Annotated in this window: 15 protein-coding genes and 1 pseudogene; 8 read left to right on the top strand and 8 right to left on the bottom strand. The window is 41.6% G+C overall.

Annotated elements, in window-relative coordinates; all coding sequences use genetic code 11:
- Positions 1 to 18: 18 nt before the first annotated feature.
- The 8 genes and pseudogenes from CDZ94_RS11485 (at position 19) to CDZ94_RS11450 (ending at position 13,209) form a co-directional block, all read left to right on the top strand.
- Entirely contained in the window at positions 19 to 1,344 is a 1,326-nt protein-coding gene (locus CDZ94_RS11485; protein WP_096437169.1) for an extracellular solute-binding protein, read from the top strand.
- Positions 1,345 to 1,790: 446 nt separating this feature from the next.
- Complete coding sequence (locus tag CDZ94_RS11480; RefSeq protein WP_096437167.1) at positions 1,791 to 2,672, top strand: carbohydrate ABC transporter permease; 882 nt, start codon at positions 1,791 to 1,793, stop codon at positions 2,670 to 2,672.
- Positions 2,673 to 2,798: 126 nt separating this feature from the next.
- Positions 2,799 to 3,593: a carbohydrate ABC transporter permease gene (locus CDZ94_RS11475; RefSeq protein ID WP_232735859.1), complete on the top strand. Its 795-nt coding sequence runs from the start codon at positions 2,799 to 2,801 to the stop codon at positions 3,591 to 3,593.
- Positions 3,594 to 3,617: 24 nt separating this feature from the next.
- Positions 3,618 to 5,738 (top strand): glycoside hydrolase family 52 protein, encoded by a 2,121-nt coding sequence (locus CDZ94_RS11470; RefSeq protein ID WP_096437163.1) that lies wholly within the window; start codon positions 3,618 to 3,620, stop codon positions 5,736 to 5,738.
- Positions 5,739 to 6,060: 322 nt separating this feature from the next.
- Entirely contained in the window at positions 6,061 to 7,293 is a 1,233-nt protein-coding gene (locus CDZ94_RS11465) for a M14 family zinc carboxypeptidase (protein ID WP_157911749.1), read from the top strand.
- Between the two features lie 478 nt (positions 7,294 to 7,771).
- Positions 7,772 to 9,199 (top strand): amidohydrolase family protein, encoded by a 1,428-nt coding sequence (locus CDZ94_RS11460; protein WP_096437159.1) that lies wholly within the window; start codon positions 7,772 to 7,774, stop codon positions 9,197 to 9,199.
- A 111-nt stretch (positions 9,200 to 9,310) separates the two neighbouring features.
- A complete protein-coding gene (locus tag CDZ94_RS11455) occupies positions 9,311 to 11,221 on the top strand; it encodes a BglG family transcription antiterminator (RefSeq protein ID WP_198546716.1) in 1,911 nt (636 codons plus the stop codon).
- Positions 11,222 to 11,332: 111 nt separating this feature from the next.
- A pseudogene (locus CDZ94_RS11450) lies at positions 11,333 to 13,209 on the top strand (fructose-specific PTS transporter subunit EIIC).
- Positions 13,210 to 13,495: 286 nt separating this feature from the next.
- On the opposite strand, the gene CDZ94_RS11445 reads toward CDZ94_RS11450, so the two are convergent.
- From CDZ94_RS11445 to CDZ94_RS11405, 8 genes are all read right to left on the bottom strand, one after another.
- Positions 13,496 to 13,831, bottom strand: a complete 336-nt coding sequence (locus CDZ94_RS11445) for a hypothetical protein (protein ID WP_096437155.1) — start codon at positions 13,829 to 13,831, stop codon at positions 13,496 to 13,498.
- Positions 13,832 to 14,429: 598 nt separating this feature from the next.
- Positions 14,430 to 15,245 carry a carbohydrate ABC transporter permease gene (locus CDZ94_RS11435; RefSeq protein WP_096437151.1) on the bottom strand — a complete coding sequence of 272 codons (816 nt, stop codon included), beginning with the start codon at positions 15,243 to 15,245 and terminating at the stop codon, positions 14,430 to 14,432.
- A gap of 17 nt (positions 15,246 to 15,262) precedes the next feature.
- Positions 15,263 to 16,219, bottom strand: a complete 957-nt coding sequence (locus CDZ94_RS11430) for a carbohydrate ABC transporter permease (protein WP_096437149.1) — start codon at positions 16,217 to 16,219, stop codon at positions 15,263 to 15,265.
- Positions 16,220 to 16,282: 63 nt separating this feature from the next.
- On the bottom strand, positions 16,283 to 17,623 hold the full coding sequence (locus tag CDZ94_RS11425; RefSeq protein WP_096437147.1) for a sugar ABC transporter substrate-binding protein: 1,341 nt from the start codon (positions 17,621 to 17,623) through the stop codon (positions 16,283 to 16,285).
- Positions 17,624 to 17,641: 18 nt separating this feature from the next.
- A complete protein-coding gene (gene argH / locus CDZ94_RS11420) occupies positions 17,642 to 19,129 on the bottom strand; it encodes an argininosuccinate lyase (protein WP_157911748.1) in 1,488 nt (495 codons plus the stop codon).
- Position 19,130: 1 nt separating this feature from the next.
- Positions 19,131 to 20,348 carry an ROK family transcriptional regulator gene (locus tag CDZ94_RS11415; RefSeq protein ID WP_198520798.1) on the bottom strand — a complete coding sequence of 406 codons (1,218 nt, stop codon included), beginning with the start codon at positions 20,346 to 20,348 and terminating at the stop codon, positions 19,131 to 19,133.
- 191 nt (positions 20,349 to 20,539) lie between these two features.
- The gene (locus CDZ94_RS11410; protein WP_096437141.1) at positions 20,540 to 23,062 is read right to left on the bottom strand and encodes a PIG-L family deacetylase; all 2,523 of its coding nucleotides are present in this window, start codon (positions 23,060 to 23,062) and stop codon (positions 20,540 to 20,542) included.
- Positions 23,063 to 23,624: 562 nt separating this feature from the next.
- Positions 23,625 to 24,803 carry a CapA family protein gene (locus CDZ94_RS11405; RefSeq protein WP_096437139.1) on the bottom strand — a complete coding sequence of 393 codons (1,179 nt, stop codon included), beginning with the start codon at positions 24,801 to 24,803 and terminating at the stop codon, positions 23,625 to 23,627.
- Positions 24,804 to 25,068: the final 265 nt, after the last annotated feature.

Here is a 25,068-nt window from a genome sequence, read left to right as displayed (position 1 = left end):
AACGAGGGGGTTGTCCATTTGTTCAAGAAAGCGCATACATTATTCGCTTCACTTGCCTTAGTGTCCGTTGTAGCTTTAGCAGGGTGTGGTGATGGTGATTCAGACTCCGCATCTGGGGAAAGTGGAAGTGATAACGGACAGGAAGACGTGACGATTGATTTTATGCATTTATGGCCGGCGGGTAGTTCTGCAGACCATAACCGAATTGTTAGTGAAATTATTGATGAATTTGAAGAGATGCATCCTCACGTCACGGTAGAGTTGGAAGTATTAGAGAATGAACAATACAAAAACAAGCTCCAAGTTATCTCCTCTTCCAATCAACTACCGGATGTAGGAATGACGTGGCCAGCAGGGTTTATGGAGCCTTATGTGAACGGAAATCTCTTTGCACCGCTAGATGATGTTGTAGAGGATGGCTTAAACGAATCCTTTGTAGCCGGAACACGAGAAGCGTACGAAATGGACGATACAACGTATGCATTGCCTTTGGAATTAAATATCGCACCGATTTATTATAATAAAGCGATCTTTGAAGAAAATGGTGTCGAAGTTCCAGAAACGTACGACGAATTTCAAGAGGTCATTTCGACACTTGTTGAAAATGATGTAACGCCTATTGCACTTGGAAACAGGGATCGTTGGACTGGGTCGTTATGGTATATGTACTTTGCAGATCGATTTGGGGGCGAGGAAGTACTTAATTCCGCGATCGATCGTAGTGGCTCATTTGAAGATCAAAGTTTAATCGATGCAGCAGAGGAGGTTCAAAACTTAGTGGATATGGACGCCTTTGTTAGGGGTTACAACGGGTTGTCTGACCAAGAAGCAAAATCAGAGTTCATGAATGGAAATGCGGCGATGTACCTTGTAGGCTCTTGGGATTTACCGAACTTTACAACGAATGAAGACGTACCTCAAGAATTTAGAGACAGTGTCGGGATTATGAAGTTTCCTACGATTGAAGGCGGACAAGGAGACATCAATAGCTGGGTTGGTGGACCGGGTGTCGGATTATTTGTTGCTGAAAATTCAGATGTGAAAGATGAAGCAAAGGATTTTGTGAAGTACTTTGTCGAGCGCTGGGGAGAGCAGTCTGTTGAAGACGCTGGCGTGATTCCTGGAACACAGGTAGATACAGATGCCGTTGATTTACCAGACCTTTACATTGAAGTGTTAGATGAATTAAACAATGCAACAAACATTACGCTGTTTGCAGATGTACAAATGAGTGCCGGTGTGGCGGATACGCATTTAGATATGATTCAAACGCTGTTCGGTAATGAAATTTCACCTGAAGACTTTGCCAAAGCACATGAAGAAGCTTTAGCAGAAGAAGAATAGATTCAGGTTAGGAAAGGGCATATCTGCTTATCTGATATGCCCTTTCTTGTGAAGTAAGAAAGGATAGAGCGGACAGCTATCTTCACGCCGCTCATCTCAAGGATGTTTTCTAAAAGATTGTTGCTTTTTGGTAAAATTGTCGCTCGAGTCCGCTACTGGCGGACGCTTTCACCCTAGGGCATAAGTGCGACATTAGTTCTTCCTTCACTTGATTCGGATTCACAATGTCTTCTTTGCTGGGGGCAACGCTTCAGCGTCCTCGTTCGGAAACCTCTGCTCCTGCGGTTCCTCGTCGCAAGAAGACCATTGTTTCTTTTCCCGCAAGAGTCGCCGCCCTTCGCTCCTTCGATTTATCAATAAATAACAACAATCTATGCGAAAAGAGCCTTAATAAAAGACCGCTACTCACTGTTCTTATTACTAGTTACTGAAGGGAGAGATATCGAATGGATCGTGTCATGTCGGACAAAAAAGTCATCGCACTGTACGTTCTGCCAGCATTCCTTTTACTGTTAATCCTCGTTTATGTCCCGATTGTGTTAACTGGGTATTACGGTTTAATGAATTGGGACGGCATCGGGGAAATGGAATTTATCGGGTTAAGCAATTATATCGCGTTACTTTCGGATTCAATGTTTTGGAGAAGTGCTTATCATTCATTATTGCTAGCCGTTTTCTCTGTGTTGAGTTTAGGAGCTTACTTGCTTGTTTCAGTGATATTGGCTGGAAATATTAAAGGTGCGAATTTATTTCGGAAAATCTATTTAATTCCAATGCTGCTATCGTCAGTTGCAATCGCGCAGCTCTGGATGAGAATCTATCATCCATCGAGTGGAGTGATGAACCGTTTCCTCACAGCGATCGGAATTGAAAACCCGCCGTTATGGCTTGCGGACTCATCGATTGTGTTATTTGCGATCATTATCCCGATCATTTGGCAGTACGCAGGTTTTTATATTTTGATTTATTATGCAGCACTTAAAAATATTCCAAATGAATTAGTAGAGGCAGCGAGAATTGACGGGGCTAACCCTTGGCAAATTGCCTATAAGATTAAACTTCCGCTTATTTCAGGGGTGATTAAAGTGACCATTGTGTTAGCGGTTGTCGGGTCACTAAAGTATTTTGATTTAATTTATGTTATGACCGAGGGCGGGCCCAACGGTGCGAGCGAAGTGATGGCTTCTTACATGTACAAGCAAGCTTTCAGTACAAATGACTTTGGGTATGGAAGCGCAATCGGCTTCTTTTTACTTGTCATTTGTTTAGTTGTTACATGGCTCATCCGCAAAGTAACAGCCTCTAAAGAAGATGAAGTTCAATATTAATAAGCGGGAGGTCTCGTGATGGAAAAAGGATTAGAACAACAAAAAACGATCGTGCCAAGTGGGAAACCAGTGCGAACTTCCCCCGGTAAGCCATTGTTATCAAGACTGGCGAAAGGGATTCTCTATATGTTTTTACTAATAGTAGCTGTCGTGCAAATTCTTCCATTGATCTGGTTGTTGTTTTTTTCACTAAAAAATAACCAGGAAGTTTTTAATTTACCGCCGTTAGCTTTACCGACAGAACCGAAGTGGGAAAATTACGTGAAGGTGTGGACGGAAGGAAATATCGGTCAATATTTTTTCAATAGTGTGTTCGTTACTGGTTCTGCTGTTATCCTGACTGTTTTACTTGCAAGCTTCGTAACGTTTGCGATTACCCGAATGAAGTGGCGATTTAATAAGCTTGTACTCGGTTTATTTATGGTCGGGTTGATGATTCCCGTGCACTCTACATTAATCCCGCTCTTTAATTTCTTTTTAAATGTCAATTTAATGGACCACCCGCTGTCGATCATCTTGACTTATACAGCGTTTAATTTGCCGATTACAATCATGATTTTACTCGGTTTCTACTACACATTGCCTCGAGAAGTAGAGGAAGCGGCGATTATGGATGGATGTTCGATTCACCGGATGTTTTTCCAAATCATCTTGCCGATGACGGCTCCGGTACTTGCAACGACAGCGATTATTAATATGATTTACAACTGGAATGAGTTTGTTTTTGTCAATACGTTCATTAGTTCTGATAAATATAAAACGCTCACGGTTGGAATTCAAAATTTTATTGGACAGTATTCAACGGATTGGGGAGCGATCGGAGCTACGCTTATGATCAGTATTATACCAATCTTAATTGTATTCTTTATTTTGAGTAACCGTATTGTCGAGGGAATTACCTCTGGGTCGGTTAAGGGGTAAACATATAAGAAAGTAGGCGATTTCATGGGGAAAAATCAGTTTTTCAATGCACATCATTCACCAATTGGAGCGTTTTCAAGCTTTACGCTCGGATTTCCGGGAAGTGGCGGGGGACTCGATTTGGAGTTGGGGCGCTCTCCAAAGAAGAATGTCTATATTGGGTTAGAATCCGCTGAGCAAGGGGAAATGTACGACGCGCTTCCATTTTTCGCATCAGCCGATGATGAAGACGAAAGTAAGCGGTATGATATCGAAAATCCTGATCCGGACCCTGACAAACCAAAGATTATCCAGCCGTTTGCGAAAGATGAGGTCACACGTGACTTTCAGTTAGGCACGGATCGTTGGTGTGCGGGGGATCTCGAGTTTACGATTTATTCTCAAACGAGTTCGGTGCCAGATCCTGCTTCAGCTAGTGACGATGACATGAAGCTTACGGTCGTACCTTCGGTTGTTGCTGAATTGACAATCGATAACACGAAAAGTAACCGAAGTAGACGGGCATTTTTTGGGTATGAAGGAAGTGATCCGTATAGTTCGATGCGTAGACTTGATGATACGTGTGACGGGCTAACGGGTGTTGGTCAAGGACGATTGACTGCGATTGCCTCGGATCATCCAGATGTAAAATCTGCGCTGCACTTTAGTATGGAAAACATTTTAACGACGCCTTTTGAAGAAAACTGGACGTTTGGCTTGGGACCAATTGGCGCTCTTGTGATGGACGTTCCTGCTCGTACGAAAAAAACGTATCGATTTACAATTAGTTTTTACCGCGGAGGTTATGTGACAGCTGGGCTTGACGCTTCTTATTATTACACAAGGTACTTCTCAAACATTGAAGATGTTGCAGCCTTTACCCTAGAAAACTTTGAAGCGATCACTGAGCGAGCTGGAAGAGCCAATCAAATGGTGGAGAGAAAAGGACTTTCGGAGGACCAAAAGTTTATGCTCGCACACTCCATTCGCAGTTATTACGGGTCATCGCAATTCCTTGATGTCGATGGTGAGCCTTTTTGGGTAATCAACGAAGGCGAATATCGGATGATGAACACGTTTGATTTAACAGTCGATCAGTTATTTTTCGAAATAAAGATGAATCCTTGGACCGTAAAAAACGAGTTGGACATGTTTGTTAAACGATTTAGTTACGAGGACCATGTCCGCTTTCCTGGAGAAAAAAAAGTATTTCCAGGCGGCATTAGCTTTACCCATGACATGGGCGTTTCAAACACGATTTCCCGTCCCGGCTATTCTTCTTATGAACTGTATGGACTAGACGGATGCTTCTCTCATATGACGCACGAACAGCTCGTCAATTGGGTGTTATGCGCGGCTGTTTATGTTGAGCAAACGAATGATCAGAAATGGTTTAAGGCAAATTTGGATATATTTGAACATTGTTTTGAAAGTATGCTTAACCGTGATCATCCGGAAGCTGGTAAGCGTAACGGAGTCATGGGGCTTGATTCTACTCGCGTAATGGGTGGCGCCGAGATTACCACCTATGACAGCTTGGATGTTTCACTTGGTCAAGCGAGAAATAATATATACTTGGCAGGGAAGTGCTGGGCCACTTATGTAGCACTTGAAAAGTTGTTTGCTGACTATGAGATGGCAGATCGCTCGAAAGTTGCTGGAGAGCAAGCTGAAAAATGCGCCGACACGATTGTTGCGAATGTGACAGAAGACGGGTACATCCCAGCAGTAATCGGAGAAGGAAATGATTCTAAAATAATTCCAGCAATTGAAGGCCTTGTTTTTCCATATTACACGAATTGTGAAGAAGCTCTTCAACCCGATGGACGTTTCGGTTCCTATATTCGGACGTTGAAAACTCATTTGAGTACCGTTCTCAAAGAAGGTGTCTGTCTGTTTGAGGATGGCGGCTGGAAGATCTCATCAACTAGTGATAACTCATGGTTAAGTAAAATCTATTTAAGTCAATTCATTGCCCGAGAGATTCTTGGATGGGAATGGGATGAGCAGGGAGAAAAAGCCGATGCAGCCCATGTAGCTTGGCTAACTCATCCGACATTATCCGTATGGAGTTGGAGTGATCAAATTATTTCCGGTAAGATTGCAGGAAGTAAGTATTATCCGCGCGGGGTGACGAGTGTGCTGTGGCTTGAGGAAGTTGAATAGGTTTTTGGTTGTGTGTAGAAAAGTTCGATTTTATGTAGAAAAAAGTAGGGTTGGGTAGAAAAGTGGGCTATTACTGTTCAAAAAACCCTGATTTTTTGTTGAAATACAATGTCTCTACTAGTAAACACAAGTCAGAGAATCAAATGAAAATCACCTCTTGGGGCAGAAAGGACTAGTGTCTTTCTAGCCCTTTTTTAATAGAAATAAAGGCGTTTTTCGACAATCATTAGACATAATATCACATTTTTCTGAATTTTCTTGACGTAGATATTTCGGAATGCGTAAGATTAAGCCATACTTACTGAAAAGGGAGGCTTCTTTTATGAAAAAATTGTTGTACCTTGTAATGGTTATGGCATTATTCTTTACGACTGCAATGCCGGCATTTGCGGAATCACAATCAAAACCTAACGGACCTTGGATTCAGCCGGGACAGGAAACAAAGCTTGAAAGGTTTATGGACCCTGAGGATTTACATAAGAAACTCGAGCAAATTGAGGACCGTGCACGAGAGGGGCGTATGGAGTTAGAGGTAGTCGGACACTCCGCACGGGACGAATACCCGATTTATGTTGCGAAATTTGGTGAAGCAGATACGGATAACCCTAAAGTGTTCCTCCAAACGCAAATTCACGGTGATGAGCAAGGGGGAACGGAGGCAGCGATCGACCTCATCCAACAACTTGCCACGAGTAACAACCAGGATATTAGAACAATCCTTGATAATGTCACTGTATGGATCGTACCGATGTTAAACCCGGATGGTGCTCAAATTATTGAAAGAGAAGAAGGACAAGCGAAACAGCGTAGAAACTTCCAAGAATGGACACCTGAAGAGTGGGGGCTTTCTGCTGATGCACCGGCTCCTTGGTATCATGGAACGGATTGGGCTAGCGGTGAACTAGGCTATGATGTAAACCGTGATTTCCACCCAGACCTTTCTTTTGAATTAAACGAAGAAAACACTGACCTGTTACCAGGGGTCGGTTCAGAGCCAGGATTTTTCGTGTCACCAGAAGCAAGAGCGTCAAGAGACGTGTTTGAGGAACTCCAGCCAGACCTCTTTATTGATCACCACCACCGCTATAGCAACACAGTATCAGAGGACGATGACAGATTAAACACACTACAACTAATTGCACAAGTCGTTGACGAAGATAATGTGGTAAGTTATGACGGACAAGACTATCAAGTGAGCGAAGAATCACTAGAACTCTCTAAGCAAGTGAACAGTTACGTGTATCAAGCATTGCAAAAAGGAAATTCACCATTTGGAGCGGTGTCCAGATACCCCGATGTTAACCTACCTGGAACAGCGCTCGGAAGCTATTCCATGAACGATGCAGCAATCATGCTTTATGAAACACGCGGACAACAACACCCAAATGGTCATACCGGCCAAAAATCAAGCGGAATGCTCATTAAACAAAGCTACATCGGACTCTACGAAACATTACTAGGACTCGCTAATGGCGAAGTTTTTGAAGTAGATCCAGCTTTTTACGATAATGAGATTCCTACAGACAGCCCAAGTATCGGAAGACCAAATAATTAATAAAAAGTATTTGGTGACATTTTTGGTGCCTGACCCCCACTACTGTAAAGTTTTACAGTAGTGAGAGGGGAGGCACTTTTTTTGGCAATATCGGCGTCAATTCGAAAAATTACGTGCCGATTTTCAGTAATCTTCTAACCAAAGAATAAAAGGGTTACTGGCGAATCGCCAGTAGCTCAATCCTCCATCACTATGCCAAAGCTAAATGACCGATGATGGAGTGTGGTAAGTCGGAGTTATTACAATAGATTATCAGCCGGCCCTATGGTGGGAGGTACAGGGGGAGTTACCACTCCTCATCCTACCCGATTATGGGTATGAGTTGAATCGATGTTGTGATTATTTAGGTCATTACAGTGGTACAGCGGTGGGGGTCAGGCACTTTTCTTGCAATAGCTTCATATGCTTAGATTTCTCCTTTTTGTTGGAAGGGGAGGAAGTATATGAAATAATATAATAGAAAGGGAGGTGCTGTATAATGAAAGTTAACTTGATTATCAAGAACGCTTTTGTCATGACGATGGAGGGGACCGGCGTTGGTATGATTGAAGATGGCGCGATCGCCGTTAAAGGAAATACGATTGCAGGAGTAGGTCGTACAGATGAAATTGTTCAGCAATTTTCTGCTGAAGAAATTATTGATGCACAAAATAAGCTCATTATGCCCGGACTCATTGATGCTCATATCCATACGGGCTTAGGGATTCTCCGCGGCGTTTCTCAAGACATTGGCAATTGGATGCAAGAAGGATTGTGGCCGTTTATGAAACATGTCACAGCAGAAGATCATGTGAATGGTTCAATGATGAACATTGTAGAGGGAATTAAAGCAGGAACCACGACGTTTTGCGATTATGATTCACATATGAACGAGATCGTTAACAACTATGTGAAGGTTGGAGCGCGGGCGAGGATCGCAGAGCTCGTTAACGAAATTCCTCATGATATCGGGGATATCCCTGTCGGAGAACTTTACCCTTTTCACGCAAATATTGGTGAAAGGAAATTACAAAATAATATCAAACTACTAGAAGAATGGCATGAAAAAGAAGCTGGCCGAATTACATGCATGCTTGGCCCCCACGGTCCGGATATGATGAGTGTAGAATTACTGAAAGAAATGAAAGCGTTAGCAGAAAAATACGATACAAAACTGCACATGCATGTAGCCCAAGGTGATCGTGAAATTGACCAAATGATTAAACGATATGGAAAACGAAGCATTGCCTTTTTAGAAGAAATCGGTTACTTAAATGGCAGGTTACTCGCTGTTCATTTGACTGAGGCTACGAAAGTAGAAACAGAGTCGGTCGCAAAAAGCGGAGCGGCAATGATCAATTGTTCAGGAAGTATTGGGATCATTGACGGGATTGTTCCACCGATACAGGAGTTTATTGAGGCAGGAGGAACGGCAGCACTAGGCTCTGATCAAGCGCCAGGCAATAATTGCAATAACATGTTTAATGAAATGAAGTTCGTTTCGATTTTAAATAAAGTCAAAAGACAGGATCCTGCAGTTTTTCCAGCTCACTTAGCCCTCCGTCTAGCAACCATTGAATCAGCGAAAGCGATAGGGTTAGACCATGAAGTCGGCTCACTTAAGACGGGAAAAAAAGCAGACTTACTCCTTGTCAATTTACAAGAACCAAGCCTATCCCCAGTTATTACTGAACCGATTCGTAACATCGTACCAAACCTTGTGTATTCTGCAAAAGGCAATGAAGTAGAATCAGTCATGATCGACGGAAGATTTATTATGAAAAATAGAGAAATTACAACAGTAGATGAAAAAGAAATCATCAAAACCGCTCAAATATCCGCAAATGAAATCAGTCGAAAAGCAAAAGAAGACAACCACAAATCGAAAAGCCCACTCCTACAAAGAATGAAAAATGAGGAACTTTAGGTGCCTGACCCCCACCACTGTACCGCGGTACAGTGGCGGGGGTCAGGCACCTCCTTTTTGTGCAGTTGGGATTATTTTTGTAGAATAGTACTAGGAATGGAGGCTAGAAGGATGAATGACAGACAAAAGTCGATACTAAGGCTATTTCTCCTAGATCCAAACCAGCATTTACTCGTACGGGAAATAGCCGATAAAATCTCTTGTTCCGAAAAGACGATTCGCACTGATTTTAAAGAAATCGATCATTGGTTAAATAAGCAATCAAGTGCCAAGTTAGTTAGGAAGCGTAGTAAAGGTGTTCTTTTAGAGGTCGATCATGAAGAACAAAAACGATTAGTTAACGCCCTTTATGCGGTGAACATAAATAAGCTGCCTGATGAAACTAGAATGTTTGAGATTCTACAATGTATTTTAAATAAGGAAAATAACTTAACTATTCAGGAGTTAGCTAAACGTTTTTTTGTAAATAAAAACGTAATCAAAAGAGATCTTAATCAAATTGAAGAGTTTTTAAAAACCTTTCACCTTAAAATGACTGCCAAACAAAAGGTAGGTATTCTTGTTGAAGGTAATGAGCGAAACAAGCGGTCCGCCTTACTTAGCTATATTGAAAATTCCGGTAAGGAGACTGAAATAGTAACGAATATGTTTGAAAATCATGAATGGACAACGGTCGAGCACTATGTTAAAGCACTTGACAAATCATTGCCACTCTCTTTATCTGATCGCTCTTTAAAAAACCTAGTCATTCACGTGTTAATTGCGATTAAACGTTTGAAGCAGAAGAACCCCTTACCTATGACAGAGGAAGAAATAAAGTCGTTAAAAAATAAAAAAGAATTTATTCTTGCTAAGAAATTGATGGACACTCTGGAGCCAATTTTTTCGTTAAAATTCCCTGAAAATGAAGTGGCGTATATTGCCCAACGAATTTTAGGGGGAAAATATGAACGACCTTCCGGTGGTGTAACAAAAGAAGAGGGGCTTGAGTATGGAAGTAACGTTTCATCCTTTGTCGATGAACTAATTTCAAAGGTCTCCCGCGTTACTAATTTGGATTTTCAAAGTGACAAACAACTTAGTTCCGGCTTGAAAATTCATCTTCAGGCTACGTTTAATCGTATCGATTATCAATTGTTTATATCAAACCCAATGCTTGATGACATAAAGAAGATGTATCCTTATATGTTTCAAGTCATTTATTCGATTTTTCCTGACTTAAGTGAATCACGAGTGTCTCAAATACCTGAAGATGAAATAGGGTATTTAACACTACATTTTCAATCATCACTAGAGAGGATTCAGCAGTTAAGTGGTGAAAACAAAAAAGCATTAATCGTTTGTTCCATGGGCATTGGAATGTCTCAATTACTCAAAACAAAAATAGAGAGGAAATTTCATTCTTTGGAGATTGTGGGGTGTGTACCAGCTTCTCGGTTGAAAAGCTATGAACAACAACAGGAGGTCGATTTTATTATCTCAACGGTACCTCTCCTTACCGAGACACCACACATTGAAATTTCACCTTTGCTTTTTGATCACGAACAGACGAAAATCGAATACTTTATAAAAAACCTTGATGATCGAACAAGCTTCCCTTGCTTAAAGAGTTTCTTAAACGAGGAGCTTATATTTCTTCACTATGAAATAAATGAGCGTGAGGAGCTAATTAAAACGATTACGCAAAAACTATATAAACGAGGAATAGTAAAAAAAAGTTATATTAAAAGTACCTTGCAACGAGAAAAAACATCGTCTACGTTTATAGGCGGTGGAGTAGCAATACCTCATGGAGACCCTGACCTCGTGATCACACCAACCATCGCAGTAGTCACTTTAGAGGAACCGATTCAGTGGGAAAATGAACAGGTTTCCGTTGTTTTTGTTTTAGCAAATAAACTTTCTGATAGTCAAAAGACAAAAAAGCTGTTTCATGAATTTTCGAACCTAACAGAAAATACTTCCTTAGTTGAAAAGCTAGCAAATCAAATTAAAGTTGAAGACTTTTTAGGACTGCTTTAAAACCCCTTACTATATAAAAAATGTTTTGCCGTAAGTAACGGTAAAAATTCAAACATTATCGTAAGCGTTTTCAATGTATAGTGTTGATATAACAACAAGGGGGTAACATACATGAAAAAAATCATCGCTATTACTTCATGTCCAAATGGTATCGCCCATACGTATATGGCTGCTGAAAACATCCAAAAAGCAGCTGATAAATTGGGTGTAGAAATGAAGGTAGAAACACAAGGCTCGATCGGTGTGGAAAACGAACTTACAGAAAAAGATATTAAAAGCGCCGATGGTATTATCATCGCTGCCGATAAAACGGTGGATAAATCGAGATTTAGCGGTATGTCACTGGTTGAAGTCGGTGTACAAGAAGGAATTAGAAAGCCAGAAGAATTGATACAGAAAATACTTGATGGTAAAGCAGATGTATTTTCAGGAGAAATAAAATCGGTTGATGAGCATAAAACAGAGAGTAAACAAAAGCAAAACCCAATCTACAGACACTTAATGAATGGTGTATCCTACATGATTCCATTCGTAGTCGTTGGTGGGCTATTGATCGCTTTAGCTCTTGCGATTGGTGGAACAGCAACTGAAACAGGTTTGCAAGTGGAAGAAGGCTCGATTTGGGAAGCTATTTTAGACGTAGGTGACGCTGCGTTTATGTTTATGGTTCCGATCTTAGCCGGCTTTATTGCCATGAGTATTGCAGATCGTCCTGGACTAGCTCCTGGTATGATCGGTGGTTTTATAGCAGCAAACGGCAGTTTTTACGGGAGCCCAGAAGCAGATGCTGGCTTTTTAGGTGGAATTATTGCTGGTTTCTTAGCAGGTTACATTTCCAAATGGATCAAGTCATGGAAGGTTCCTGCGGTTATTCAACCCATTATGCCGATTTTGATAATTCCTTTACTAGCTTCAATCGTTGTAGCGGCAAGCTTTATTCTCATTATTGGGGCACCAGTTGCCGGAATTTTTAACGGTTTGACAGATTGGTTATCTAGCATGCAAGGTGCAAGCTCCATTTTACTTGCGATTATCTTAGGTGCGATGATTTCCTTTGACATGGGAGGACCGGTAAACAAGGTAGCCTTCCTGTTCGGAGCCGCTATGGTTGTAGAAGGAAATATTGGAATTATGGGTCCAATTGCAGTCGCGATCTGTATCCCTCCGCTTGGAATGGGACTAGCTACGTTACTCGCAAAGAGAAAATACGAAGGGCCTGAGAGAGAAGTAGGTAAAGCGGCATTAGCGATGGGGACCGTTGGGATATCTGAAGGTGCCATTCCTTTCGCTGCGAAAGATCCATTAAGAGTCATTCCAGCTAACATGGCAGGAGCTATCGTAGGTGCGGTTATTGCAATGATTGCAGGCGTTGGTAACAATGTGCCGCACGGAGGACCGGTTGTCGCCGCATTTGGTGCCGTCAATGGAGTGGTGATGTTTTTTGTAGCTATTATCATTGGGTCATTTGTCACTGCGTTAACAGCGAATGCTTTAAAGAAAAATGTACAATAGCTTGAGAGGAGTTGCTTTCGATGAAATTAACAGATTTAACGAGCGAACAATTAATTGATATTCAGTTAAGCGGGAATACGAAGGAAGATATCCTGGATGAGTTAATTACAAAGCTAGATGATAACGGTGCGCTGAAGTCAAAGCGAAAGTTTAAAAAAGCGATTTTAAAACGTGAAAAAGAAGGATCGACTGGAATTGGTTTCACAATTGCGATTCCCCATGGAAAGTCTAACGCAGTCCTTGAGCCGAAAGTCGTTTTTGGCATCAAAAAAGACGGAGTAAATTGGGAAAGCATGGACGGAGAAGATGCCAAGCTAATTTTTATGATTGCCGTTCCTGAAAAAAGCGCCGGGGATGAACATTTGAAAATCCTCCAAATGCTCTCCAGAAAGCTAATGGATGAATCTTTTAGAGAGCAGTTACTAACAGTTGAAAGTTCAAGTGAGGCAATGGATTTATTAAACAAAGTAGAGTAGGTAAAAGCGCTGAGTCAAATATATCAGACTAACTTAATAAAACTATAATAAGAAAGCTATTGGCAACCTGCCAATAGCTTTAATGTTGACTTTTTATTCTTTATCACTTTAAAGCTGTGCGGGTCAGGCACTTTAATTCCACTTAATTACCTTTTACAATTTCCATCATTGCTTTGACAAGTTCGATCGATTGGAAGGAAAAAATGCTTAAAGCTGAAGTGGAAAGAACACCAACAGCGATTAATCGAATGATCATCACGATGATCGCCCCCTTTAAAATCATATTTTAATAGATACGATAAAAGGGATGATCGATATAATCAGCTCCGTAATAGATAGGTATTAACAATATTATTATTCTTTTAAAATGCCAATCTGGATACTGATGTAACGATAAAATTAATTTCGTTAATAGATTAGCTGCAGTTAACACCAAGAAGACATAAGTGAACAGTTTATCGGAATCATAAGGAAAGGATGTATCAGTTCCAATCTCATACATATGAACGGTATCCAAAGCATTCAAAGGGGAAATATCGTTCACTGTGCTGTATCCACTACTAAGAAGAATCGTTGCTAAAGTGAAACATATGAGTAAAGCGATAAATCTTTTACGTTTCATTCCGGCAACCCTCCAATACATCCTCGATTATATAACTAAAAACAGGATTTGCATATTGGGGGATGTTTAAAAAGTCTCATTTCTCTAAAGAAATAATATATAAGTGCAATTAAGACTTCCACCATACTCGATATTCGGGAAAATGCGTTTTATAAAATTGGTATAGATCTAACAGAAATATCGTTTATCCATACATCCCCGAGATTCTGATGTTAAGTGGCACGTTATTAAAGAATTACATAGAAATAAGGGAGTTAATTGAAGAAAAATCTAAAATGTATCTTACTGAACCTGATAAAAAGCAGGCTAAAATCATCTTTTCCAGATTAGGTGACTCTGGGATCTTAATGGGAGCAGCTATACAAGCCCAAAAAGTTTTGTTTAACGTTTAGGGATTGTCGACTTCCCAGTTTACGGAAAATGAAATAAGTCAGCCTCTTCTTATAGTTGTAAATGATCCAAAAACACCTCCTACCCTGCTTAATGGAGGTGTTTTTGGCTTTTATTGCTTTGCGTTTGTCATACGGTACAGGGGTGTATTCTCGGAATCTAAATAGCTTTCACACTCTACCTCTGCACAGCACCGGGGGTCAGGCACCTACTTCATCCCGGTCAATGTAATGCCTTTAATAATATGTCGTTGCAGAAGGAAGAATACTAGAATGAGTGGTAGAGCAGTAATAGTAGCACCGGCCATGATAAGCTCCCAGCGTGATTCGAATTCTCCGGATGCAAAGAAGGAGAGGCCGACTGGTAAGGTGAAAATTTCTGGTGACTCGATGACGATGAGTGGCCATAAAAAGGCGTTCCAGTTACTTAAAAACGTAAAGATACAGAGTGCTGAGATTGCAGGCCACACTTGTGGAATGGCAATCTTCATAAAGATTTTAAATTCGCCCAAACCGTCAATTCGGGCTGCGTCTAATAAGTCATCTGGAATCGACTCCATAAATTGCTTCATCAAGAACACCCCGAACCCGGTCATCAGTCCTGGGAAAAGCAGCCCCCAATAGTTATCAGTCCAGCCAAATTCAGAACTCATCAAATACCAAGGAATGATCAGCATTTCTGTTGGAACCATTAATGTACTTAAAATAGCGATAAAAATAATCGTTTTCCCGATAAATTTATACTTTGCAATAATGTAGCCGACAAGCGTATCAAAAAAAGCAACACTGATGGTCGTCACAATTGCGATGATCAGACTATTAATAAACCATTTCCCAAATAGTGTATCCTGAAAAATTCTTCGGTAGTTTTCAAAGGTTGGGTTATCAGGAATGATGTTTAAAGAATAGACTTCAAGCGGTGTTTTGAGGGAAGTGGAGACCATCCAGATAAACGGGAAGATCATGATGATCGATCCTAAGATTAATAGTGTGTAGACAATGGCTGATTTCGTACGCTTATTCATCTGATTTGCACTCCCCTCTAGTAATCAAACTTCTTAGATAAGACTTTCATTTGAATGATCGTAATGGTTAACACGATAAGGAATAGAATGACGGTAGCTGCAGAAGCCATTCCCATGCTGAATTGTCTGAATGCAAGCTGGTAAATGTAAACGACAATCGTCAGCGTTGATTGAAGTGGCCCACCGGCACTGTCGACACTCATGTTGACAACTTGAGTGAAGGATACTTGGATAAAATTAATGCTTCCAATAACGACGGAGAAGACGATCGTTGGATTCAGTAAAGGGAACGTGACAGATTTAAACTTTTGCCAACTGTTTGCTCCATCCACTTCGGCTGCTTCATAAAAGGTCTTCGGAATATTTTCAAGGCCGGCCAAAAAGATAACCATTTGAAAACCGAGAGCCTGCCACACCATTGTCGCGATAATGATATAGATTGCTTGGTTCGGAGAGTTTAAAAATAATTGCGCAGGGAGTCCTAGGTTTACGAGCATCTCGTTTACAAACCCGTTGTTCATAAACAACCAGCGGAACACCCAACTCACCGCTACAATACTCGTGACGTAAGGGATAAAATAAATCACGCGAAAGACGCCTACAAATTTATTGATCCGTTGCAACAGTAAGGCGACACCGAGACCGATGACGACTTGTCCCAACACACCAAAGAAGATAAAAATAAACGTATTAATGAGTGATTTCCGGAAAACAGGGTCTTGTGCCAAGGCTACATAGTTTTCGAAGCCGATGAAGGGCTGTTCAGGTGAGAGGATATTCCACTCACGAAAGCCGATATTGAATGTATATAGCGTTGGGATAAAGCGAATTGTGATATAGAAAAGTAGTGGCACGAGTAAACAAGCGTAAACAAAAAGGTATTTACTTTGATTTAAGGTTAGTCTTGGTTTTCGTTTTTTAGGCTTAGGTTTAGGTTGTAAAGGCTGGTTCGTTTCGTATGATTGTTCAGCCATAAAAAGACCTCCTATTGGAAGGAAGGCCGATACAAACATCGACCTTCCAGGCTTCTGAGTTGTTTATCGGTTTTCCCAGTAATCGTCAAAGAGTGCTTGTGTTGACTCTACGAATTCTTCAAAGGCTTCTTCAGGGTCGACGCCTTGTAATAGCACACGGTCTACAGCTTGAATCGCCAAATCACGCTCGCGGCTTTCATCGACGAAAAAGTGGGCATTGGCATAAGGCAATTGTTCAATAAAAGCACCGTACAGTTCATGGTCTAAATACTGATCTTGAAGAGCAACAGATTCTCTGGCAGGAAGTTCACCGGTTTCGTCTAACCAACGATCCATCACATCTTCAGTCGTTAAGAATTCGAGAAACTTAACGGAGGCATCGAGTTTTTCTCCTTCAACATTGGATGTAATCCCATTGCTCCAGAATGATGCCTGTGTAGATTTCTCATCTTTGGAAGGAAGCGGAGCAATGCCATAATTCAAATCAGGTGCGTCTGCTTGAAGGGTTCCGACTCGAAAAGAGCCGTCCACATTCATCGCGGCGTGCCCTGTCATGAAGGCCGTTACGTCATCGGTATAAAAATCACGTTCGGCTACTTCATGTGTGAGTGGGAAATCAAGCCAATAGTTGAAAGCTTCCAGGCCGGCGTCCGTATCATCCCAAAGAATTGTTTGGCGATCTTCACTTAAACCTTCGCCACCAGCTTGATAAAGAAGAGCATCTCTAAACCAGTGGTGGCCTTGTTGACTTGGCTCCCAAGCCATCCCTGCTTGCTGCAGGCGACCATTATCATCTCGTTGTGTAAGTTGGATCGAATAATCGACAAGCTCATCCCATGTTTGTGGCGGCTGTTCCGGATCTAAACCTGCATCTTCAAACAAGTCTTTGTTGTAAAATAACGCGATCGTTCGAACAGCAGTTGGAATTGTCCAATATTCGCCATCGAGTTTAACCGACTCAACCATTGGGAAAAATTCATTTTCAATCTCCTCATGAGAAAATGCATCATCAGGAAGCGGCTGTAAGTAACCTGAATCTACATAGAGTGGGACCCAGCCGTAGAAAAGGTTAATGACATCAGGACCACGTCCAGCTGGCACTTGGGCAGCGACGCGCTCATTAAATTGGTCATAAGGAAAGGTCGTTTGTTTGACCTTAATACCTGGGTTTTCTTCTTCAAACTCTTCAATCAGTTCATCCATCAGCTTTACCTTTGAATCAAAGTGGTATTGCCAATACTCAATTTCAACAACCTCGTCACCTTCACCCACATCTTCATCAACTTCTGTTGAATCCCCGTTGTCGTCGCCTGTTGCCTCTCCTTCTGTTTCACTGTCTCCGCCACACGCGGCTAAAAAGACAGCTAACGACAATACACCTGCTTGTAGCAACCTTTTTTTCATCTTCGCTTCCCCCTTGTTTTAAACAGAGTGATTATCCTTTACACATAGCTTCGCGTTTTCCTCTAACCTGGTAGAGTATTGGCTAAGGCTATGGAAAGTTCCGGCTATCCAATTTTGATCTTTCTTTAAGGTGAGATGTGCGGCATTTAATTGTCGCTCAACTTCCCGAGGAGCGGGCCCCCCAAGGGTCTTTCGTACAGCAACAAAACCTTTTGGATCTATGGCTCGTTTGAATTCATTCTTGGATAAGGAAAGTGTGACATTTACCTTTTTCTTTGCGATAAAATTGACAAGATCAGCATTTCCTTGACGAATGTCCTGTCCGTTTTTTGTCAACTCTTTTACAAGCTCAGAGACGATTTTATGAGCGGTTCGAAAAGAAACACTATGATTTCTCACTAGGACATCCGCAAGCTCCGTGACGGTCGAAAACCCATCCTCAGCACTCTGATAAAGTTTTGTTTTATTAAAGGAAGCATGTTGAAGAATCTCTGTTAAAATTGCGAGAATCCCATAAGTATGGTCGACTCCAGATAGAAGAGGTGGTTGAATGTCATCGCCAATATCCACGATATCTCCTAAAGGGACACTATGAGCAACGGTAAAACAGCCTTGTAATTCAGCTATAGCTTTACTAATAGAAGCACGTGTATGTTCTAATGCGGACGGATTTCTTTTTTGAGGCATAATGCTAGATGTTTGCACGTGTTGGTCATGCAATCGCAACGTATTGACTTCGTTAGTTGCCATAAACATGAGGTCGTATACGAAGCGTGAAAGAGTACTTAAGGAAATGGATAAGACGCTTCCAATTTCGAGCATAAAGTCTGAGGCAGAGATGGCATCATAGGAGTTGGGCAAAGGTGAGGAGAAGCCAAGCTGATCACTCATCTCGTAGCGGTCAATATCAAAACCAGTCGTTGCCAAAGCGGCGGCTCCCATAGGACAATGGTTAATCCGGTTGTATAAAGCGATCCCTCGCTCCACATCTCGTTGGAGGTTATTTTCAACAGCCAGTAAGTAATGAGCTAGCGTTGTTGGTTGGGCTTGTTGATTGTGTGTATGCGCGGGCATAACGGTTTCTTTATGTTCATCGATTAATTCTAGTAAGGTTTCTCTAAGATCATTAATTTGCTCGATCCATTCGGATAGTTTTTGACGCCATAACATACGAAACATCGTCGTATCCATATCATTTCGGCTAAACGCAATGTGCATATTCCCAACGAGCTCTGGTCCGATAGCGTTAGAAAGGTCGGATTCGATCATGAAAAATAAATCTTCAAAACCTGGGTCGTATTCTTTGTTATAGCCCTTCTTTAGTAACGCAAGTGTGGCTTCTGCAATCTTACTGGCATCTTCATCGGATACAATTTGCTGTTTTTTTAGCATTAATGTATGGGCGAGGTTGATTTCCATAATGTACGTATAGAAATGCTTTTTTGTAAAAGTGTAAGTCGGCTCTAAGGTGTTATCGATGTATGATTGCGATCTTGTTAACGCCATCTCACATAACCCCTTCGTTTTTGAGTAACGATTCATGTTCTTTTAAGCAAAGAGCGCCTGCTCCAATAACAGAAATGCTTTCTAATTCCGTTAACGAAATTTCTGTTTGGAGTGGCAAGTGTTCGGTCAATACTTTCTTAACTCGTGGCAAAAACCAATTCCCTGATTTTGAGATACCGCCGCCCAAAATCACACATTGCGGGTTAAAAATACAGATGACATTGACTAATGAATAAGCTATGTGATCAACGGTTTCACGAATGACTTCACTTGCCAGAGGGTGGTCTTGTTTAGCTAAATCAAAAATGACTTTAGCAGATAGTTCGCCAGAATTAATCAGAGGATCCGGCGTCTTCGTCTCCGCAAGCTTTTTTTCCATTCGCTTGACGATTGAAGGCCCGCCAACGTGACTGTCGAGAAACCCATAGCCTTTGAAGATATCATCGTATTCTTCACTCGCTTCATTTTTATCAGTGACCATGTAGCCGATTTCTCCTGCTGCAAAGGAAGACCCGCGGTACAGCATCCCATTGACAATGATGCCACAACCGACACCGGTACCGAGTGTAATTAAGATGACATGGTCAGCGTTCTGTGCTTTGCCTTTCCACTGCTCCCCAAGAACCCCGACATTCACATCGTTATCAACGTAAACAGGAAGACCGAGTTCTGTTTCCACTTCTTCCTTTAACGGGTAATTAAGCCAACCGAGGCTAGGTGCATCAAGGACAAAGCCTTGTTGGGTATCGGTAATGCCCGGAGCACCAATTCCTATAGCCATCACCTCTGTCTGAGAAATTTTCGTATCCCGAAGTAGTTTCCTTACATATTCGCAAATCTTTAGGACAATTCCTCCTTTTAGAGCGGCTTGCGTTTCAAACCGGTCCAAAGTGACGATCGTGCCATTCATATTCATCAGGCCTATTTCTACATAAGTACCGCCGATATCCACACCCGCAATATATTGGGCATTTGGGTTGAAGTAAAGATGAATCGGCTTTCGACCACCAGCTGAACTAGCCACTAAGCTTTCTTTTTCTTCGACCCAGTGATCCGTAATCAGTTCGTCAACAATAGCAGACACAGTCGGTTTACTGATGGAGAGAGCAGAAGCGATGTCAGCTCGGGAAATTTCATTGTTATCCCGCAAGTATTGAAGAATCTTCTTTTTGTTTAAGTACTTTAAGTAATTAGGCGTGCTTGTTTTCGAAAGTTTCATAAGCATGGCCCCTTGAATGATTATCGGACGTTAGTTCGTAAACTTTCCTTACTAACTTATGTCTATGTTATTTCGTAGGAAAATGTTTGTCAAGAAAATTCTGAATATTTAAGTGGTGCCTGGCACCACCGGGTTTTTGTCGAAAAACTAGAGGCCACTAAGGCAGTGACCTCTGAACTTTTCGATACCGGTTATTCCTGTGAAAGAGGGTAGCTTAAGAGATTGGTGAAAATACGGTAGCCCCCTGGAACCTGGCCTTGAATTTGGCGATACCAAACAAGGTTTGTATGCATATACGTTCCTTCTCCGTACTCAGCCATGAGAATGCCGCTCGTATAAGGCTCTTCTCCGGGATCCGCCATGCTGATAAACGTTTCATAGCGGTCATCCCAGCCCATTGGGAAGTAAAGAGCTCGCTCTTGAACCCATCCATCCCAATCGGAATCTTCAATCGCATTTGGATAATTAAACAATTCATGTTCTGGATCGAAAAGGTTCACATCGGCATTTTTATCGGTAACTCTCCAGCGAATCGAAGGAACACCGATCTCAATAGGGTACGGAGCAGCTGTCTGACCATCCCAAGAGTCGTTTGGAGTATGGTATTGAACAACGAGGTGGCCTCCGTTTTCAACATATTCGAGAAGTCGATCGTTTTGTTCAGCTAATCCTTCCCGGCCTCGGAAAGCACGGATCCCAAGAGCAATTGAATCGTATTCGGACAAATCTCCTTCGGCAATCTCTTCATCGCTTAAGGAAGTGATGTCCATGCCAATATTGTGAAGATACTCAGGAATCCGGTCAAAACCGCTTTCAATGTAACCAACTTTTAAATCCTCAGGAAGGGCTAAATCAAACGCAATACCAGAAGCTACAGCATCATAAACATAATAAGATTTGTCAATATGGTCATAATCAATCGTTTGTACAGTCGTTTCAAATGTTCGTTCGTTTACGTCCAATTGTCCAACGACCTCAAAATTTTTGTCAAGCCCCTGTTCTGGTGGTGTAAGGGTAAATGAAACGGTTTGAGTTTCAAGTTGTTCGCTAAATTGAACCGTTTCCTCAGAAGCACTCACAGCCCATCCGTCTGGGACGTCTAACGATGGTGTCACTTCTGTAGCACCGTCAACGTAATTCGTCAGTGTCATCTCTACATCAATGTTTTCAGGCACATCCAATTGGTTGATGGACACTTGATCCGGGGTTAACTGAGCAGCAACATCCGGAAGCACAGCAACCGTATCCTCAGGCTCTGCTACAAATGCTGCGCCTTGACTGTTGACGTCATAGCTAACATTCGCTGTTAATACGGAAGGATGATAAGGATGGAAAAAATCAGCCCCCTCTGGTACTTGAACTTCAAAGTTTGATTCTATTCCTTCACCTGGCTCCAGACTGACTTTTTCAGAAGTGGACTCGACTTCCCAATCAGCAGGAACGTTAAGGTCTACATCCACATCATTCAACGTTTGGTCACTTTTATTTTCAGCACGCACAACAGCTGTAGTTGTGCCTCCTTTCGTTAACGTTGGGTTTTCAACGTCAACCTCTACTTCTAGAGAAGAAGCGACACGACTGACTTCAGCAAGCTGGTCTTCTTTGATCGTCAGTTTAAAAAGCAATTCATCTTTTAACTCTTGATCGATATTTCGGTCTTTAACACGGTCTTTTGTTTTCTCGACTTCACTTAAAGCCTCATGAGCTGAAAGGAGGGTTTGACCTCGGTCCGGGTACTGCTCAATAACTTCCTCTAAAGCACGATGCACGTGAAGTAACGCCCCTCGGATCTGGTTGTTTTTACCTTCAAGATTTTCAGCTGTATCTTTAAACGTCACATCAAGTCCTTCGTAAATTGATTCCTCTTGATCAGGAATCTCATTTACAGACTTCACAAGGTCTAGATGTACGTAAAGGGGTTCAACAGCCAGGTCTCGCCCCATTCCTTGGCTTTTATGGAGGTAGCGAGACTCTTCACCTAGCTGAGCATAAGTCATTCCGTAAACAGGATCGACTTCATTGCCCACTTCAATCGATAGCGTAGGATCATTTACATCTTCAGCAGGTAAGTACATTTTCTTAATTTGCCAAGGCTCAAGACCTTCGTCTTGGTGTTCTGGGAAAACCGACGGATCAGCAGCATCATCAAATGCTTTTAACGATAGAACCGTAATGGCCCGGTGGTGCCCATGTTGTGTATCGACATCAAGGAAAGACGGGAACACAATCTCGGGGCGATATTCACGAATGGCGCGAATAAGGCGTTCATAGGTTAATTCCTCTCCCCATTCATCAAGCGTTTCTTCTGTCGTTTTTGAAAAACCAAAGTCATATATTGGGTCATCTAAATCCTGGCTAAGCATCATCAAATCGACATTCGTAACAGCAGATGCTTCAATCAGTTCTTCCGAGCGGATTATTCCTAGTCCATTTCCAAGTTCTTGGCCGATTTCATTTTGGCCGCCTTCACCTCTGTTAGCAATCATACTGCCTGTCCGAACGCCTTCTTTAAGTGATAAATAGGCTAAAAGGTGACTGCGTTCATCGTCAGGGTGAGCGCCTGTATTCATAAAACTCGTCGTCGTATTTAACTGTGTGAGGACTTTCCATAAATCTTCATCAGGGTCATCTGCAGATGTTTGAGGAGCTTGTGGAATAACGATGGCCAAAAGAAGAAGCATAGCTAAAAACAGACCAATAACCGGTTTCTTCACAGTAAAACCTCCTAAATTTTTAATATGCTCAAAAAGTCCGGTATAATAGCTGGCTCATTTAACTTTTTGAACACGCACGAATAGTCGGTTGTTCATGTTGTGAAGTGAAAGAAAAGACACCTCCTGTCTCGTTAAGTTAGTAAGGTTTCCTTACCAACCTAAATATACTAAAAATTATGAATATTTCAAAAGGTATAAACGACCATTTTGTTTGTAGTTCGTTTGGTGTGAAGATAAAACTATTAAAAGGAGTATACTTTAAAATCTAGAAGTGATTAGGTGTATTTTCCCTCAAATAAAAAAGAGAAGTTACTAAACCTTTTAAATACGCTAAGCAATACACTTAGACCTCTTAAACAATAAAACTTAAGCGAGGATTATTTCCTTTACTTTCAAAAGTTAATGATAATAGTAAAATAGTACTACGCGCTTCGTTTCACTTTTTTGTGAGGATACTTTAGTCATACTTTACGTTTGCTGCTGTATGGATTTGGTACAAGTTAATAAAAGAGCAGATGCTTAGCGATAGCACCTGCTTTTTTAATCTGAACTTATCTTCACGTTACTCCATCATCGACTCCACATGGTTAACCATTTTCTCATGCGACTTGTCAATAACCCCTTGCTCGTAAGCATCTTCCAGTAGGATGACGCGGTGATCATCATGATCTTCATGGTGGACAAACGTGGGTAAGATATCCGGGGAGGAAAGTTCAATGGTCTTTTCATCACCTTGGGTCGTTTTACGTACGTTGAGCCTTGCAATACCCCCAATGTCGGTATATTCAAAGACTTGTCCGGTTAAAAAATTACCTAAAGAATAGAACACAACGGCTTCACGCCCACTATCATCTTCAAGCCACTCAATCGGTTGAAGTACGTGTGGATGATGGCCAATAATAATGTCAGCTCCTGCGTCAACGATTTGTTGAGCAAGCCTTTGTTGTTCAGCATTTGGTGTTCTCACATACTCATCTCCCCAATGAGCATGAACGATGACCACATCGGAAACCTCACTAAGTTCACGAATGTCCTGTTCCAATGTAGGACTATCCAACAAAGTGACAGCGTACTCGTGTCCTGAAGGAATCGGTATGCCGTTTGTCCCATAAGTATAAGAAAGAACACCAAAGTCAATATCGTTCACTGTCATTATTCTCTCTTTGTCCAGATCTTCATGACTGTCATATACTCCTGCATAAGGCATACCAATTTCCCTTAAGTGAGAAACGGCACTTTTAATCCCTTCAAGACCAGCATCAAGAGAATGGTTATTGGCCATGCTGAGAAAATCCACGCCGACTTCCCGCAAGTCATCTGCAATTTGGCGGGGGCTGTTAAAGAGCGGATAAGTGGAGAGCCCGACCTCCGTACCACCGGGAATTGATTCCTGATTAGCCATTAAAAAGTCTAGTTCCATTAAGTGAGGCTTGATAGGTTCCAACATCGGCAGGAAATCATAACCCTCACCTGTCCAAGCGTCGTCATAAACTCTCTCATGTAAAAGTACATCACCAACTGCTCCGATTTGCGCTTCGGTCACAAACTTTCTTTCAAAGTCACCTGACCTTTCCTGCATCGCGATTTCACGTTTGCTACTTTGAGCGGCAGAGACGGTTTCAGTAAAGTTAAAAATACTAGCTGTAGAATACATGAATGAAGACCCAGGACCTGCGAAAAAGAGGACTATGGTTAGGGAGACCACAAAACTCAGAATCATTAAGGTGCTTTTATTCTTCATAGCTAGACACTCCTTGGCAATAATCTACAATAACCTTACCACTTTATATTATTGGTTACTACATGAATACCGTTTGTTTTTAAAACGTAAATAATGTTCTCTGAGCTACAGACAGTGGAGGTTAATTATAAGGTATTTGTCGAACGCGGTTAAACCAGCATCGACAATCTCAAACAGTATTTTTATTTAAATAAACGTTTATTTAACAACATTTATTCCCTAGGAAATAAGGGTTTTGTTTATTTATTTGAAGTGCCTCTTGTAA

Source organism: Alteribacter populi (genome assembly GCF_002352765.1).
In the GTDB taxonomy this organism is placed as follows: domain Bacteria; phylum Bacillota; class Bacilli; order Bacillales; family Salisediminibacteriaceae; genus Alteribacter; species Alteribacter populi.
This window is presented reverse-complemented; position numbering and strand designations above follow the sequence as displayed.

Bases quoted from the DNA above. Each gene is read 5' to 3' on its own strand.
- CDZ94_RS11480 (WP_096437167.1), top strand. From the start codon at position 1,791: ATGGATCGTGTCATGTCGGACAAAAAAGTCATCGCACTGTACGTTCTG.
- argH (WP_157911748.1), bottom strand. From the start codon at position 19,129: ATGGCGTTAACAAGATCGCAATCATACATCGATAACACCTTAGAGCCG.
- CDZ94_RS11425 (WP_096437147.1), bottom strand. From the start codon at position 17,623: ATGAAAAAAAGGTTGCTACAAGCAGGTGTATTGTCGTTAGCTGTCTTT.
- CDZ94_RS11460 (WP_096437159.1), top strand. From the start codon at position 7,772: ATGAAAGTTAACTTGATTATCAAGAACGCTTTTGTCATGACGATGGAG.
- CDZ94_RS11455 (WP_198546716.1), top strand. From the start codon at position 9,311: ATGAATGACAGACAAAAGTCGATACTAAGGCTATTTCTCCTAGATCCA.
- CDZ94_RS11415 (WP_198520798.1), bottom strand. From the start codon at position 20,348: ATGAAACTTTCGAAAACAAGCACGCCTAATTACTTAAAGTACTTAAAC.
- CDZ94_RS11465 (WP_157911749.1), top strand. From the start codon at position 6,061: ATGAAAAAATTGTTGTACCTTGTAATGGTTATGGCATTATTCTTTACG.
- CDZ94_RS11470 (WP_096437163.1), top strand. From the start codon at position 3,618: ATGGGGAAAAATCAGTTTTTCAATGCACATCATTCACCAATTGGAGCG.
- CDZ94_RS11430 (WP_096437149.1), bottom strand. From the start codon at position 16,219: ATGGCTGAACAATCATACGAAACGAACCAGCCTTTACAACCTAAACCT.
- CDZ94_RS11435 (WP_096437151.1), bottom strand. From the start codon at position 15,245: ATGAATAAGCGTACGAAATCAGCCATTGTCTACACACTATTAATCTTA.
- CDZ94_RS11405 (WP_096437139.1), bottom strand. From the start codon at position 24,803: ATGAAGAATAAAAGCACCTTAATGATTCTGAGTTTTGTGGTCTCCCTA.
- CDZ94_RS11475 (WP_232735859.1), top strand. From the start codon at position 2,799: ATGTTTTTACTAATAGTAGCTGTCGTGCAAATTCTTCCATTGATCTGG.
- CDZ94_RS11445 (WP_096437155.1), bottom strand. From the start codon at position 13,831: ATGAAACGTAAAAGATTTATCGCTTTACTCATATGTTTCACTTTAGCA.